Annotated in this window: 15 protein-coding genes; 11 read left to right on the top strand and 4 right to left on the bottom strand. The window is 59.4% G+C overall.

Translation table 11 applies throughout. The features are described from left to right. Positions 1-92: 92 nt before the first annotated feature. Positions 93-1,187: an iron-sulfur cluster carrier protein ApbC gene (apbC, locus tag QMX86_RS24385; RefSeq protein WP_024014150.1), complete on the bottom strand. Its 1,095-nt coding sequence runs from the start codon at positions 1,185-1,187 to the stop codon at positions 93-95. 320 nt (positions 1,188-1,507) lie between these two features. Here apbC and metG point away from each other — a divergent pair, with 320 nt between their 5' ends. The 8 genes from metG to QMX86_RS24345 all read left to right on the top strand — a co-directional run bounded on the left by metG (position 1,508) and on the right by QMX86_RS24345 (position 8,307). Further along, positions 1,508-3,559 (top strand): methionine--tRNA ligase, encoded by a 2,052-nt coding sequence (gene metG / locus QMX86_RS24380; protein WP_282386244.1) that lies wholly within the window; start codon positions 1,508-1,510, stop codon positions 3,557-3,559. Between the two features lie 114 nt (positions 3,560-3,673). Continuing rightward, positions 3,674-4,243, top strand: a complete 570-nt coding sequence (locus tag QMX86_RS24375; RefSeq protein ID WP_282386241.1) for an Rnf-Nqr domain containing protein — start codon at positions 3,674-3,676, stop codon at positions 4,241-4,243. Next, positions 4,240-5,244 carry an electron transport complex subunit RsxB gene (rsxB, locus tag QMX86_RS24370; RefSeq protein WP_130928520.1) on the top strand — a complete coding sequence of 335 codons (1,005 nt, stop codon included), beginning with the start codon at positions 4,240-4,242 and terminating at the stop codon, positions 5,242-5,244. Before QMX86_RS24375 ends, rsxB begins: the two co-directional genes overlap by 4 nt. Further along, positions 5,231-6,214: an RnfABCDGE type electron transport complex subunit D gene (locus QMX86_RS24365; RefSeq protein ID WP_282386237.1), complete on the top strand. Its 984-nt coding sequence runs from the start codon at positions 5,231-5,233 to the stop codon at positions 6,212-6,214. Before rsxB ends, QMX86_RS24365 begins: the two co-directional genes overlap by 14 nt. Next, positions 6,211-6,816, top strand: a complete 606-nt coding sequence (locus tag QMX86_RS24360) for an RnfABCDGE type electron transport complex subunit G (protein WP_073473153.1) — start codon at positions 6,211-6,213, stop codon at positions 6,814-6,816. The genes QMX86_RS24365 and QMX86_RS24360 overlap by 4 nt, the downstream gene beginning before the upstream one ends. Further along, on the top strand, positions 6,813-7,385 hold the full coding sequence (locus QMX86_RS24355) for an Rnf-Nqr domain containing protein (RefSeq protein ID WP_073473156.1): 573 nt from the start codon (positions 6,813-6,815) through the stop codon (positions 7,383-7,385). The genes QMX86_RS24360 and QMX86_RS24355 overlap by 4 nt, the downstream gene beginning before the upstream one ends. Continuing rightward, entirely contained in the window at positions 7,382-8,020 is a 639-nt protein-coding gene (nth, locus tag QMX86_RS24350) for an endonuclease III (protein WP_282386232.1), read from the top strand. Before QMX86_RS24355 ends, nth begins: the two co-directional genes overlap by 4 nt. 107 nt (positions 8,021-8,127) lie before the next feature. Continuing rightward, entirely contained in the window at positions 8,128-8,307 is a 180-nt protein-coding gene (locus QMX86_RS24345; RefSeq protein ID WP_016773409.1) for a hypothetical protein, read from the top strand. 88 nt (positions 8,308-8,395) lie between these two features. Here QMX86_RS24345 and QMX86_RS24340 read toward each other — a convergent pair whose 3' ends face one another. Further along, on the bottom strand, positions 8,396-9,022 hold the full coding sequence (locus QMX86_RS24340) for a response regulator transcription factor (RefSeq protein ID WP_016773408.1): 627 nt from the start codon (positions 9,020-9,022) through the stop codon (positions 8,396-8,398). A 432-nt stretch (positions 9,023-9,454) separates the two neighbouring features. On the opposite strand from QMX86_RS24340, the gene QMX86_RS24335 reads away from it, so the two are divergent. Further along, positions 9,455-10,168 carry a hypothetical protein gene (locus QMX86_RS24335; protein WP_282386229.1) on the top strand — a complete coding sequence of 238 codons (714 nt, stop codon included), beginning with the start codon at positions 9,455-9,457 and terminating at the stop codon, positions 10,166-10,168. Between the two features lie 125 nt (positions 10,169-10,293). On the opposite strand, the gene QMX86_RS24330 is transcribed toward QMX86_RS24335, so the two are convergent. Beyond that, complete coding sequence (locus tag QMX86_RS24330) at positions 10,294-11,511, bottom strand: argininosuccinate synthase (RefSeq protein WP_007953201.1); 1,218 nt, start codon at positions 11,509-11,511, stop codon at positions 10,294-10,296. 129 nt (positions 11,512-11,640) lie between these two features. After that, a complete protein-coding gene (locus QMX86_RS24325; RefSeq protein WP_073473165.1) occupies positions 11,641-12,555 on the bottom strand; it encodes an OmpA family protein in 915 nt (304 codons plus the stop codon). Positions 12,556-12,715: 160 nt separating this feature from the next. On the opposite strand from QMX86_RS24325, the gene pyrC reads away from it, so the two are divergent. Together pyrC and rnt are read left to right on the top strand one after the other, a co-directional pair. Next, the gene (gene pyrC, locus QMX86_RS24320) at positions 12,716-13,762 is read left to right on the top strand and encodes a dihydroorotase (protein ID WP_016773405.1); all 1,047 of its coding nucleotides are present in this window, start codon (positions 12,716-12,718) and stop codon (positions 13,760-13,762) included. Further along, positions 13,759-14,436, top strand: coding sequence for a ribonuclease T (gene rnt, locus QMX86_RS24315; protein ID WP_016773404.1), 678 nt, complete (start codon positions 13,759-13,761; stop codon positions 14,434-14,436). Before pyrC ends, rnt begins: the two co-directional genes overlap by 4 nt. Positions 14,437-14,605 lie beyond the last annotated feature (169 nt).

Here is a 14,605-nt window from a genome sequence, read left to right as displayed (position 1 = left end):
GCTCGCGAAAGCGGGGGGGCAGCCAACATCTTCGTTGACTGACACTCCCTCTTCGCGAGCAGGCTCGCTCCCACATTTCATCCAGCGTTTATTCAATCGTCACTGATGGTGATATTCGGCATCGCCGGCGTGGCCGCTTCCTGCAAGACAATGCGCGCGCCGACGTGGCGGGCCAGTTCCTGATAGACCATGGCGATCTGGCTGTCCGGCTCGGCGATTACGGTTGGCTTGCCGCCATCGGCCTGTTCGCGGATCAGCATCGACAGCGGCAGCGAAGCCAGCAACTCTACGCCGTACTGGGTGGCCAGTTTCTCGCCACCGCCTTCACCGAACAGATGCTCGGCATGCCCGCAGTTCGAGCAGATGTGCACGGCCATGTTTTCCACCACGCCCAGCACCGGAATGTTGACCTTGCGGAACATTTCCACGCCTTTGCGTGCGTCGAGCAGCGCCAGATCCTGCGGCGTAGTGACGATCACCGCACCCGCCACCGGGACTTTCTGCGCCAGGGTCAGTTGAATGTCGCCGGTGCCTGGTGGCATGTCGATGACCAGATAATCCAGATCGCCCCACGCGGTTTGTGTGACCAGTTGCAGCAGCGCCCCGGAAACCATCGGCCCGCGCCAGACCATCGGCGTGTTGTCGTCGGTCAGGAACGCCATCGACATGACTTCCACGCCGTGGGCCTTGAGCGGCACGAACCACTTCTGATCCTTGACCTCGGGCCGGGTGCGCTCGGGGATGCCGAACATGATGCCCTGGCTCGGGCCGTAGATATCGGCGTCGAGGATGCCGACCTTGGCACCTTCGCGGGCCAGCGCCAGCGCGAGGTTGGCAGCCGTAGTGGATTTGCCCACGCCGCCCTTGCCGGAAGCGACGGCGACGACGTTCTTGACGTTGGCCAGCCCGGGAATCTGCGCCTGGGCCTTGTGCGCGGCGATCACGCTGGTGACCTCGACGCGGGCGATGACCACGCCGTCGAGGTTTTCGATGGCCAGTTGCAGCAATTGCGCCCAGCCACTCTTGAACAGACCGGCGGCGTAGCCGATTTCCAGCTGCACATTGACGCGGTCACCGATGATCTCGATGTTCTTCACGCAACCGGCGCTGACCGGGTCCTGGTTCAGGTAGGGGTCGGTGTATTGGCTGAGGACGGCTTCCACCGCTGCGCGAGTGACGGCGCTCATGGGCAACTCCGATAACAAGACTGGAAAAGATGGCGGCTATCGTACGCTGGACACCGATTTGAGGCGAACAGATTACTTGCGCTGAAAATCCACTGTGGTGAGGGGATTTATCCCCGTTGGGCTGCGCAGCCGCCCCAAAACTTCCGCCCCCGGTACGTCAGGAGCTGCGTGTGTAACGATATCCACGACTGCTGCGCAGCCGAACGGGGATAAATCCCCTCACCACACGAGCTCTCAAAGTACCCAGTGGCGCAGGGGTGAAAAATATGCGCCGGCGCTTTATAGTGGCCGACCTCCGTTTCATCAAGTAGCGAAGCCCCATGTCCGAGCCACGCAAGATCCTCGTCACCAGCGCCCTGCCCTACGCCAATGGTTCGATTCACCTTGGCCACATGCTGGAATACATCCAGACCGATATGTGGGTGCGCTTCCAGAAGCATCGCGGCAACCAATGCATCTATGTCTGCGCCGACGACGCCCACGGTTCGGCGATCATGCTGCGCGCGGAAAAGGAAGGCATCACCCCGGAACAACTGATCGCCAACGTGCAGGCTGAACACAGCGCCGACTTTGCCGACTTCCTCGTCGATTTCGACAATTTCCACTCCACTCACGCCGAAGAAAACCGTGAGCTGTCGAGCCAGATCTACCTCAAGCTGCGTGACGCCGGGCACATCGCCCAGCGCTCGATCACCCAGTATTTCGACCCGGAAAAGAAAATGTTCCTGGCCGACCGCTTCATCAAGGGCACCTGCCCGAAATGCGGCACCGAAGACCAGTACGGCGACAACTGCGAAAAATGCGGCGCGACCTACGCACCGACCGACCTGAAGGATCCGAAGTCGGCGATCTCCGGCGCCACTCCGGTGCTCAAGGATTCCCAGCACTTCTTCTTCAAGCTGCCGGATTTCCAGGAAATGCTGCAGACCTGGACCCGCAGCGGCACCCTGCAGGACGCCGTGGCCAACAAGATAGCCGAATGGCTGGATGCCGGCCTGCAGCAGTGGGACATTTCCCGCGATGCGCCGTATTTCGGTTTCGAGATTCCGGGCGAACCGGGCAAGTATTTCTACGTCTGGCTGGATGCGCCGATCGGTTACATGGCCAGCTTCAAGAACCTCTGCAACCGCACGCCGGAGCTGGACTTCGACGCGTTCTGGGGCAAGGATTCGACTGCCGAGCTGTACCACTTCATCGGCAAGGACATCGTCAATTTCCACGCGCTGTTCTGGCCAGCGATGCTCGAAGGCGCCGGCTACCGCAAGCCGACCGGCATCAACGTGCACGGCTACCTGACCGTCAATGGTCAGAAAATGTCCAAGTCGCGCGGCACCTTCATCAAGGCCCGCACTTATCTCGATCATCTGTCGCCGGAATACCTGCGCTACTACTACGCGGCCAAGCTCGGCCGTGGCGTCGATGACCTCGACCTGAACCTCGAAGACTTCGTGCAGAAGGTCAACTCCGACCTGGTCGGCAAAGTGGTCAACATCGCCAGCCGTTGCGCCGGATTCATCCACAAGGGTAACGGCGGTCTGCTGGTCGACAACAATGCCGCGCCGGAGCTGACCGAGGCTTTCCTCGCCGCCGCGCCGAGCATTGCCGACGCCTACGAGGCCCGCGACTTCGCCCGCGCCATGCGTGAAACCATGGCCCTGGCTGACCGCGCCAACGCGTGGATCGCCGACAAGGCGCCGTGGTCGTTGAACAAGCAGGAAGGCAAGCAGGATGAAGTCCAGGCGATCTGCGCCACCGGCATCAACCTGTTCCGCCAGTTGGTGATCTTCCTCAAACCGGTACTGCCGCTGCTGGCCGCTGATGCCGAGGCGTTCCTCAACGTCGCGCCGCTGACCTGGAATGACCACACCACCCTGCTGGCCAATCACCAGCTCAACGAATTCAAACCGTTGATGACCCGCATCGACCCGGTAAAAGTGCAAGCCATGACCGACGCCTCGAAAGAAGACCTGACCGCCAGCCAGACCGACACCGGCGAAGCCAAGCCTGTGGGCAACGGCGAACTGGCCAAGGATCCGCTGTCGCCGGAAATCGATTTCGACGCCTTTGCCGCCATCGATTTGCGCGTCGCTTTGATCGTCAAGGCCGAACACGTCGAAGGCGCGGACAAGCTGCTGCGCCTGACCCTCGACATCGGTGACGAGCAACGCAACGTGTTCTCCGGGATCAAGAGCGCGTATCCGGACCCGTCCAAGCTCGACGGTCGCCTGACCATGATGATCGCCAACCTCAAGCCACGGAAAATGAAGTTCGGTATTTCCGAAGGCATGGTGATGGCAGCCGGTCCCGGCGGTGAAGAGATCTATCTGCTGAGCCCGGACAGCGGCGCCAAGCCAGGTCAGCGCATCAAGTAAGACGTTGCCGCAAAACGATCCCACCGACGTGCTCTGCATGCCGGTGGGATTTTTCATATCTGGCCCGATAGTGCCTACCCTTAAGAGACACCCGCCCGTTTCGCTGGCAGAACCATGACCGAACTCGTGTTAACGCTGATCAGTGCTGCGCTGCTCAACAACTTGGTGTTGCACTGGCCGCTGGGCGTCGCTCCGCTGCTGGCGGGCAACCGACGCCAGGTGCATGCGCTGGGGTTGGCGACGTTGTGCCTGATGGTGGTGGTCGGCGTTATCGGTCAGGCGATCTGGCAGTGGATACTGCTGCCGTTGCAGCTTGAAGCGCTGCGCCTGTTCGTGTTTCTGCCGTTGAGTGTGTTGATGATCGCGCCGCTGCTGAAACTGCTGGCGCGCGGGCTGCCGGATTGGCCGTTCGACGGATTGTGGCCGCTGCTGCTGGGCAATGCCGGCGTACTCGGGCTGGCGTTGATCAATGCGCAAAATGATCAAGGCCTGCTGCACGCGACAGCACTGAGTCTCGGCGCCGGGCTGGGTTTCTGGCTGGTGTTGAGTGTGTTCTGCGACCTGCGCGAGCGCACGGCCGACAACGATATTCCCCTGCCCTTTCGCGGCCTGCCGATCGATCTGATCAGCGCCGGACTGATCGCAGTGATTTTTCTCGGATTCAGTGGATTGATCAAAACATGAGTCTGCTTCAACGCATCGATGCCCTGCTGCCGCAGACCCAATGCGGCAAGTGCGGACATCCCGGATGCAAACCCTATGCACAAGGCATTGTTGACGGTGAGCCGATCAACAAGTGCCCGCCGGGCGGCGAAGAAACCATCGCTGCCCTGGCCGAGCTGTTGAAAATACCGGTCCTGGAACTGGATATCAGCCGTGGCCCGGCACCGCCGCAAGTCGCCTTCATCCGCGAGGCCGAATGCATCGGCTGCACCAAGTGCATTCAGGCCTGCCCGGTCGACGCCATCGTCGGCGCGGCAAAACTCATGCACACGGTGCTGATCGACGAGTGCACCGGTTGTGATCTGTGCGTTGCGCCGTGCCCGGTCGACTGCATCGAAATGCACCCTTTGCCTGCGAACACGATCCCAGTGGTTGGCGGTCTCGCATTTGATCTTGAAGAACAGCGCGCCCGCGCGATCAAACGTGACCACGCGCGCCAGCGTTTCGAGCGCCGCAACCAGCGCCTGCTGCGTGAAGAACAGCAAAAGCAGGCCGAACGTGAAGCGCGAGCCGCGCGTGCGGCACAACCGCAAGTCTCGACCGCCGATCCGGTGCAGGCTGCACTTGAGCGGGTGCGCGCACAAAAAGCCGCTAACGCCGATGCGGCGCTGAAGAAGGCCAAGGTCGATGTGGCGATGAGTCGGGCTCAGTTGCATAAATCGCTGAAAGCTTTCGGCCATCCGCCGACGTTCGAACAGCAGTCGCAACTGATCGTCCTGCAGCAACAATTCGAAGCCGCCGAGCAAGCACTGGCGAAGCTGGAAAGCAGCCAACCGGTGATTCCCGCCGTCTCTGCTCCGAGCAACGACGCGGAGTTGAAACGGGCGAAGATTCAACTGGCCATGCGCCGCGCCGAGTTGAAAAAGGCTCAGGCAGCGGAAGCTGCGCCGGAGCAGATCGCAGCACTGGAGCAAGCCGTGACTGACGCCGAGCGCCGGGTGCAAGATCATGCCACCCCTTGAGGCAGCGGACGATCGCCTGCAACAGGCGATGAATACCGTGCTGCTCGCAGCGCTGCCGGGGCTGCTCGCTTTGTTCTGGCTGTATGGCTGGGGCGTGTTGATCAATCTGCTGTTGGCGGTTGCCAGTGCTTTGCTCGTCGAAGCCGGGGTCGCCCATCTGCGTCGGCAAGCGGTGCAAGCGGCACTGCGTGATGGCAGCGCGCTGGTCAGTGCAATGTTGCTGGCCGTTGCGCTGCCGGCTCATTGCCCTTGGTGGCTGACGGTCACCGCGACCGTTTCAGGCTTGTTATTCGGCAAGCACCTGTACGGCGGCGTCGGCAGAAATCCGTTCAACCCGGCGATGCTTGGCTTTGCCCTGAGCATGGTGCTGTTTCCGCAAGCGATGACCCATTGGCCCGGTCATGGCCTCGATTTCCTCTCGGCGTTGCAACAGGTTTTCAACCCGGCTCCAGCACCGGACGCCTGGGCGCAGGCCACGGCACTGGACAGTCTGCGCATCAATAAAAGCCTGACCATCGATGAGCTGTTCGCCAGCAACCCGGCCTTCGGCCGCTTCGGCGGGCGCGGTGTGGAATGGGTGAATCTGGCGTTTCTGCTCGGCGGTCTGTGGCTGTTGCAGCGGCGGATCTTTTCCTGGCACGCACCGGTGGGGATGCTCGCCAGTCTGTTCGTCATCAGCCTGTTGTGCTGGAACGGCTCGGGGTCCGATTCCCAAGGTTCGCCGCTGTTTCATCTGCTCAGTGGCGCGACCATGCTCGGTGCATTTTTTATCGTGACCGAACCTGTGTCCGGCGCGAAAAGCGCCCTTGCCCGCCTGCTGTTCGGTGTTGGCGTCGGCCTGCTGACTTATCTGATTCGCACGTGGGGTGGTTACCCGGACGGGGTCGCGTTTGCAGTGTTGCTGATGAATCTGCTGGTGCCGACGCTGGAGCGCTTCGCCGCCAGCCGCCAGTCGAAGGTGAACGCGTGAACCGCTCAGCGAGTGTCGCGACGGTGGTGCTGCTGGCACTCGTTGGCCTGAGTGCGACATACGTGCTGCAACGCAGCAATGCACCGCAGATTGCCAGCGAGCAGCGCTTGCTCGACAGCCGCAAATTGCTTGATGTCATGCCTGCCGCGCTCTACGACAATCAGCCGCTGGAGCAACCGCTGACGCTCGCCGAGCCTGCTTTGCGCCATAGCACGCTGTCGGGCGGCTATCGAGCGACCCGCTCCGGTCAGACAGTCGCGGTGCTGTTGCGCAGCCGCAGCGAAGGTTACGCAGGTACTCTGGAACTGCTGATTGCCATTGATGCTAACGGCAAACTTTTAGGCGTGAAAACCCTTGAGCAGCGCGAAACGCCAGGATTGGGTGGTTACATCGGTGAATGGCCGAATGCCTGGCTTCAGGCCTTCCTCGGCAAATCCCGTACTGAGCCGACGGACGCCGGTTGGGCGCTGAAAAAGGATCAGGGGCAGTTCGATCAAATCGCTGGCGCGACCATTACCTCCCGTGCCGCCATCAACGCGATTCACGACGCACTGCGTTACTTCGATGAGCATCGGGCGCTGCTGTTGGGGACTGGCTCATGAAACGCACGGTAAGTTTATTGATGCTGGTGCCGCTATTGGGCGCCACACAAACACTCAGCGCTGCACTGGGGATAACCTTGATGCTCGGCGCGGTACTCGGTGTATTTGCCGTCTGCATGTCGCCGCTGCGCGAGCGCCTGACGGGCACCCGTGCCTTGCTCGCCAGCCTGATACTTGCTGCGACGTTGACCAGTTGCGCGGATATTGTGGCGCAACGCTGGTTTTTGCCATGGCAGCAGACGTCTGAGCTCTACATAGGGCTGATCGCCTTGCACTGCGTCGTGCTTGAATACCACGGTGCCTTCCGCGAGCCCGTCGCTGTCAGCTTCAAACGCTGCGCCTTGTTCGGCGCGCTCATGCTGGTGGTGGGCGGGCTGCGCGAGATCATCGGTTATGGCAGCCTTGGCCGAGTTCTTTCGGAGCATTGGCAAGGTCTGGTTTTGTTCCCCGATGGGCTGCATCTGTTTACGCTGGTCCCCGGCGCTTTCGTTTTACTGGGCCTGCTTCTCGCCGTACGTCAGGCGTGGACACGCCGCAACTCTGTCATCAAGGAAACGCATCGCCCATGAATGCTGCAAAACGTCTTGAGATATTTCGCCGACTGCACGAAGACAATCCCGAGCCGAAAACCGAACTGGCCTACTCTTCGCCGTTCGAGCTGCTGATTGCGGTGATTCTTTCGGCGCAGTCCACCGATGTCGGCGTCAACAAGGCGACCGCCAAACTCTTTCCCGTCGCCAATACACCCGGTGCTATTCATGCACTGGGTGTCGAGGGGCTGTCGGAGTACATCAAGACCATTGGCCTGTACAACAGCAAGGCGAAAAACGTCATCGAAACCTGCCGTTTGCTGGTTGAACGCCACGGCGGTGAAGTTCCGCAAACCCGGGAAGAACTGGAATCCTTGCCCGGCGTCGGGCGCAAGACCGCCAACGTGGTGCTCAACACCGCTTTCCGTCAATTGACCATGGCGGTCGACACGCACATTTTTCGCGTCAGCAATCGCACCGGCATCGCGCCCGGGAAAAATGTGGTGGAAGTTGAAATGAAGCTGATGAAGTTTGTACCGAAAGAATTCCTGCTCGACTCCCATCACTGGCTGATTTTGCATGGCCGCTATGTTTGCCTGGCGCGTAAACCGCGCTGTGGCAGCTGCCGCATCGAAGATTTGTGCGAATACAAACACAAAACTTCTGACGATTGAGCCGTCATCGGTTTTTCGTATCCATCGATTGAAAAAATCTTTTTTACCCGCCGCAGTAATGTCGATATAAGGAGCGCCAAAGGCAGTCTTAGCCGGGAGTTGACTTCATGAGTACCGACAAAGAGCAACTGGATGTAGAAGAAGATTTTATTGCCGTCGAGGCCGATGAGGTCGAACCGGTGGTAGAGGTGGCGAAGACCAACCTCAGCAAGCGTCGCACAATCGACAACCTGCTTGAGGAGCGCCGACTGCAAAGGCAATTGGCCGATTACGATTTTGATCTGTGATACCTGAAGGCCTCCCGAAGCGGAGGCTTTTCATTTTCTGCGACAACCGAGCTTGATCGGCCCATGACGGTCTCAGCTGTCGAATCGTTCAAACCAGGCCGTTGCGCTGCGCCAACTCGATCAGATCAACCAGAGACCGCGCATTGAGTTTCAGCAACAGGCGAGTCTTGTAAGTGCTAACAGTCTTGTTGCTCAAAAACATGCCGTCTGCGATTTCCTTGTTGGTCTTGCCGCGCGCCAATTGCTGCAACACCATCATTTCCCGCCCGGACAGACGATCAACCATGTCCGCCTCACTCGCATTGCCCAGACTGGTACGCACGGTGTGCAGGGCCTGATTGGGGAAATAGCTATAGCCGGACAGAACTGCCTTGATCGCACTCAGCAGTTCGGTCAGATCCTGCTGCTTGCACACATAACCCGCTGCACCCGATTGCATGCAACGCATTGAAAAATGTCCGGGAGCCTGGGAAGTCAGCACCAGCACTTTCACCGGCATGGCGGTGGAAGTCAGGCGAGCAATAACTTCCAGCCCATCGAGTTTGGGTATTCCAATATCCAGAATGACAAGATCCGGTATTTGTTCACGAGCAATTTGTAGTGCATCAACGCCATTATCCGTTTCTGCAATGACTTCGTAGCCATGCCGTTCCATCAGCATACGTACCGCAAGTCGAATGACGGGGTGGTCATCCACGATCAGCACTTTATTCATGGGCAAGTCCAGTTTTCGCTGTTCGAATTTTTAGAACACGCACGATATCCCAGTCACTTGCTTCAAGGCATGGCAACTTTTACACGCATTTGCATCGAGAGACATTCCCTACAGGCATTGAGGATAATTCCCACAAATAGGTCCCGTCGCATCCATTGCAACTGCTTCCCGTCCTTCAAGACCACAGCGAATTTCCGTTTACTGCGCACACGTCCTACGCAGGTCCGAATTCCAGTCGAGCCATTTGAAGTTTCCTGGACCACTCTTGGCGGCTGCCGATTCGACATATGACGTAACGAACCGCCGCTACTGCATATTCGACGCACCGGCAGCCCTTCTATAAAACTTGAAACAACAGCCTGAAACTTCAATGAAGGCTTTTGCTATATATAGAAATATTCAACCTCAAACAAACAGCATAGAACTTGAATCATGCTCAAGATAACGAAAAAGATCACTAACCCAATGACCGTCATAGCGATATTCGCCATTATCTCGGAAACTTCAGCGGCGGTATCGCTGCCGTTTCTCGACAACAAGGACCGGGAGATTTATGTCTGGTTTCTGATCAGCTTTCCGTTTTACTTGTTATTTCTTTTTTTTATCACGCTCAACTTCAACCACCGCTCGCTCTACTCGCCCTCGGATTTCGGCAAGGACAAAAATTTCCTGAAGGCGGCTGAACATTCGGAACGCGACAGCGAACGAAAAGTACCGTTGCGAAAAACCGATGGATCGTGCGCTTTCGAGATAACCAGCTGCGTGGTGTCCAGCATCACTGGGAGCGGCGGATTTCAGCGTCCATGCAGGATTCACAACGCGCCTGACCCACCAACCGATATTGATGGCCAAGCGAACCCCGTGGTGCAGACGATCAAACTGTCACCGCTGATAAGCGAACTGAACATCATCGACGCCCGGGACGTTGACGCGTCCAGGGAGTTCGATGCGATTCTCGACACTCTTCGGAGCGCCGGTAAAAAAAATCCGCGAGTGCTGGTTTTTCTGTCGAATCATGTTTCGGACTCTCTGGCGCATACTTCGCTGCAACAGATCAAACAGGCGAAGAAAAGCTCAGGTGCAACACTGTGTGTCGTTTACAACCTGTGTACACAGACAGTTACCCTGCTGGGGCGAACCAGCTGACAGGCGCGGCACATCCCGCAAGCGGGCAGACAAGAGAAACGGCCTGATGAACCCGATGAAAATTCCGAAAAAAAAGGCGGCCCTGAACTGGCCGCCTTTTTTTATTGCGCGTGGGTCTGAGCCACTCAGAACAACTTGCGGCCCTTGTTGGCAGCAATGCGCATGCGCAGCGCGTTGAGCTTGATGAAGCCCGCCGCATCGGCCTGGTTGTAAGCGCCGCCATCTTCTTCGAAGGTGGCGATGTTGGCGTCGAACAGCGAATCGTCGGACTTGCGACCGGTGACGATGACGTTGCCCTTGTACAGCTTCAAGCGCACTACGCCGTTCACGTTGACCTGCGAAGCATCGATCATCTGTTGCAGCATCAGACGCTCAGGGCTCCACCAGTAGCCGGTATAGATCAGGCTGGCGTACTTGGGCATCAGCTCGTCTTTGAGGTGAGCGACTTCGCGGTCCAGAGTGATCGATTCGATGGCGCGGTGGGCGCGCAGCATGATGGTGCCACCCGGGGTCTCGTAGCAGCCACGGGACTTCATGCCGACGTAACGGTTTTCGACGATGTCGAGACGACCGATGCCGTGCTCGCCGCCGATCTTGTTCAGCGTCGCCAGTACGGTGGCCGGGGTCATTTCGACGCCGTCCAGTGCGACGATGTCGCCGTTGCGGTAGGTCAGTTCCAGGTATTGCGGGGTGTCGGGAGCCTTCTCCGGGGAGACGGTCCAGCGCCACATGTCTTCTTCGTGCTCGGTCCAGGTGTCTTCCAGCACGCCGCCTTCATAAGAGATGTGCAGCAGGTTGGCGTCCATCGAGTACGGAGATTTTTTCTTGCCGTGGCGTTCGATCGGGATCGCGTGCTTCTCGGCGTAGTCCATCAGCTTCTCGCGGGACAGCAGGTCCCACTCGCGCCAAGGGGCGATGACTTTCACGCCTGGCTTGAGCGCGTAGGCGCCCAGTTCGAAGCGCACCTGGTCGTTGCCCTTGCCGGTGGCGCCGTGGGAAATGGCGTCGGCGCCGGTTTCGTTGGCGATTTCGATCAGGCGCTTGGCGATCAGCGGACGGGCGATGGAAGTACCCAGCAGGTACTCGCCTTCGTAAACGGTGTTGGCGCGGAACATCGGGAACACGAAATCACGCACGAATTCTTCGCGCAGGTCGTCGATGTAGATTTCTTTGACGCCCATGGCCTGAGCCTTGGCGCGGGCCGGCTCGACCTCTTCGCCTTGACCGAGATCAGCGGTGAAGGTCACCACTTCACAGTTATAAGTATCCTGCAGCCACTTGAGGATCACCGAAGTGTCCAGGCCGCCGGAATACGCCAGAACGACCTTGTTTACGTCCGCCATGCCATCACTCCACGGGGTTCTACGGAAAGCCGGGGAGTCTACCGCTCAAACGCGATAATTTACAGAGGCGCGACAGCTTAAGACGACAAAGCGACAGAATCTGTCGAGAGCGCGACGATGACCGGCGGGTCAGGAAGTCGCTGCGGCCGTGGCCGGCGTACTCGCTTGCGGCGCCGGAGTCGGGGCGGTAGTCGGTGCGACGCGCGACAGTTTCACGTTGACCCGACGATTCTTCGCACGATTGGCTTTGCTGGTGTTGGGCACGATCGGATACTGCTCGCCGTGGAAACGCACGGTGATCTGCGATTCCTGAATGCCGTTGGCCTTGAAGAAATCCACCACCGCCAGCGCGCGGCGGCGCGACAATTCGCGGTTGGTCAGGCGATTGCCGCTGTTGTCGGAATGACCGTCGAGGTCAATGTGGTTCACCGTCGGGTCGGCCTTCATGTATTCGAGCATCACTTGCAGCTTGGCCTTGGCAGCCGGGTCCAGCTCGACGCCTTCGCCGGGGAAGCCGATCTGCGACTGCTTGATCTGGTCGAAATTCTGCGGCAGCAATTTCGCCACGCAGCCTTGATAGTCGTTGAACGCCTTGCTGAATTTCACCGGCAACAAACGCACTTCGGAGACGCGGCCATCGCCAGACGCACGGCGTACCACCGGGCTGCGACCGTCCAGCAGACCGCTGATCAATCCCCCGGCCTGAGATTGCGAGCTGTTGAACAACACATTGCCGCTGCCCAGACGCACAGAGCCCAGATTGATGTCGCCACGCCCTGGCTGCCACGGTGCAGCGGCAGCGAGCAAAGTCGCCGAACCGCCGCCGAGCATGGCGTTGTAGGCGTTCAGGCGAAAGATCGCCTGCTCACCGGCCTTGCGCACGAACTCGCCCGAGCCGAAATCGGTGATCGGCTGGGTCAGGCGGCATTCGAACTGGTCGCCGGCGACCGTCCACTCAATGTTCTCCAGACGGGTCTGGTAAGTCAGCGCCATCGCGGGAAGGCTGGCAAACACACTGAGCAGGGCTAAATAACGCTGGCGCACGGGAGGCTCCATTGGCTTGTGAAACACAAACACCGATTCACACAATGTTTACGGCATACCTCCGGGATATCGGACGCTTGTGGCAAAACTTGATAGCGGGTGCCTGCAAGAGTCTTTTCCGGTAGCATTCGCCTCAGTTTGACCCGCCTGGAATCCCCTCATGTCCGACCGCCTGACCCTGCTGCGTCCCGACGACTGGCACATTCATCTTCGCGATGGTGCCGTGTTGACCAATACCGTTGCCGATGTGGCCCGCACCTTCGGGCGCGCGATCATCATGCCGAACCTGGTACCGCCGGTGCGCAACGCCGCTGAAGCCGACGGCTATCGTCAGCGCATTCTCGCTGCCCGCCCGGCCGGCAGTCAGTTCGAGCCGTTGATGGTGCTGTACCTCACCGACCGCACCCAACCGGAAGAAATTCGTCAGGCCAAGGCCAGCGGTTTCGTCTACGCCGCCAAGCTGTACCCGGCCGGCGCGACCACCAACTCCGATTCCGGCGTGACCAGCATCGACAAGATCTTCCCGGCGCTGGAAGCCATGGCCGAAGTCGGCATGCCGCTGTTGATCCACGGTGAAGTCACCCGTGGCGACGTCGATGTATTCGACCGCGAAAAGATTTTCATCGACGAGCACATGCGCCGCGTGGTCGAGCGTTTCCCGACACTGAAAGTGGTGTTCGAACACATCACCACTGGCGACGCCGTGCAGTTCGTCAACGAGGCTTCGGCCAACGTCGGCGCGACCATCACCGCGCATCACCTGCTGTACAACCGCAACCACATGCTGGTCGGTGGGATTCGGCCGCACTTCTACTGCCTGCCGATCCTCAAGCGCAACACCCATCAGGAAGCCTTGCTCGACGCCGCCACCAGTGGCAGCGCCAAGTTCTTCCTCGGCACCGACTCGGCGCCCCACGCCCAGCACGCCAAGGAGGCCGCCTGCGGTTGCGCCGGTTGCTATACCGCTTACGCCGCCATCGAGATGTATGCCGAAGCGTTCGAACAGCGTAACGCGCTGGACAAGCTCGAAGCCTTCGCCAGCCTCAACGGCCCGCGTTTCTACGGCCTGCCGGCAAACACCGATCGCATCACCCTGGTCCGTGAAGAATGGACCGCCCCGACCAGCCTGCCATTTGGCGAGCTGACCGTTATCCCGCTGCGCGCCGGTGAAAAACTGCGCTGGCGCCTGCTGGAGGAACACGCGTGAGTGAAGACAATTTCGACGATGAGCTGGACGGTCAAGGTGGCGGCGGCGGTTCCCGTCACCCGATGGCAGCACGTTTTCGCGGCTACCTGCCGGTTGTCGTCGACGTAGAAACCGGTGGCTTCAACGCAGCCACCGACGCCCTGCTGGAGATTGCCGCGACCACCATCGCCATGGATGAAAAGGGTTTCGTGTACCCGGATCACACCTACTTCTTCCGCGTCGAGCCATTCGAAGGTGCGAACGTTGAAGCGGCAGCGCTGGAGTTCACCGGGATCAAGCTCGATCATCCGCTGCGCATGGCCGTCAGCGAAGAAACCGCGCTGACCGACATCTTCCGTGGCATCCGCAAGGCGCTCAAAGCCAACGGCTGCAAGCGGGCAATTCTGGTCGGACACAACAGCAGTTTCGACCTGGGCTTCCTCAACGCCGCAGTTGCGCGTCTGGACATGAAGCGCAACCCGTTCCACCCGTTCTCCAGTTTCGACACCGCGACCCTGGCGGGTCTGGCGTATGGTCAGACCGTGCTGGCGAAAGCCTGTCAGGCCGCCGGCATCGATTTCGACGGGCGTGAAGCGCACTCGGCGCGTTACGACACCGAAAAGACCGCTGAGCTGTTCTGCGGCATCGTCAATCGCTGGAAGCAGATGGGCGGCTGGGAAGACTTCGACGACTGATCCTCGACGAACAAATCCCGCGCATAAAAAAACCGGCCACGTGCAGACTGTGTGAAAACCTAGCAATCTGCGCAGCGCTCAAAGAAAATGCTCCGTATCGAAAGATACGGAGCATTTTTCGTTATGGCCTACATCCAGGGACAGTCCCGCAGCCAGACCAGCCTGTTTC

It is taken from the genome of Pseudomonas sp. PS01270, assembly GCF_029959775.1.
GTDB lineage: Bacteria > Pseudomonadota > Gammaproteobacteria > Pseudomonadales > Pseudomonadaceae > Aquipseudomonas > Aquipseudomonas atacamensis.
The sequence above is the reverse complement of the archived record's forward strand: the minus strand, read 5'-3'. Positions and strand labels throughout refer to the sequence as shown.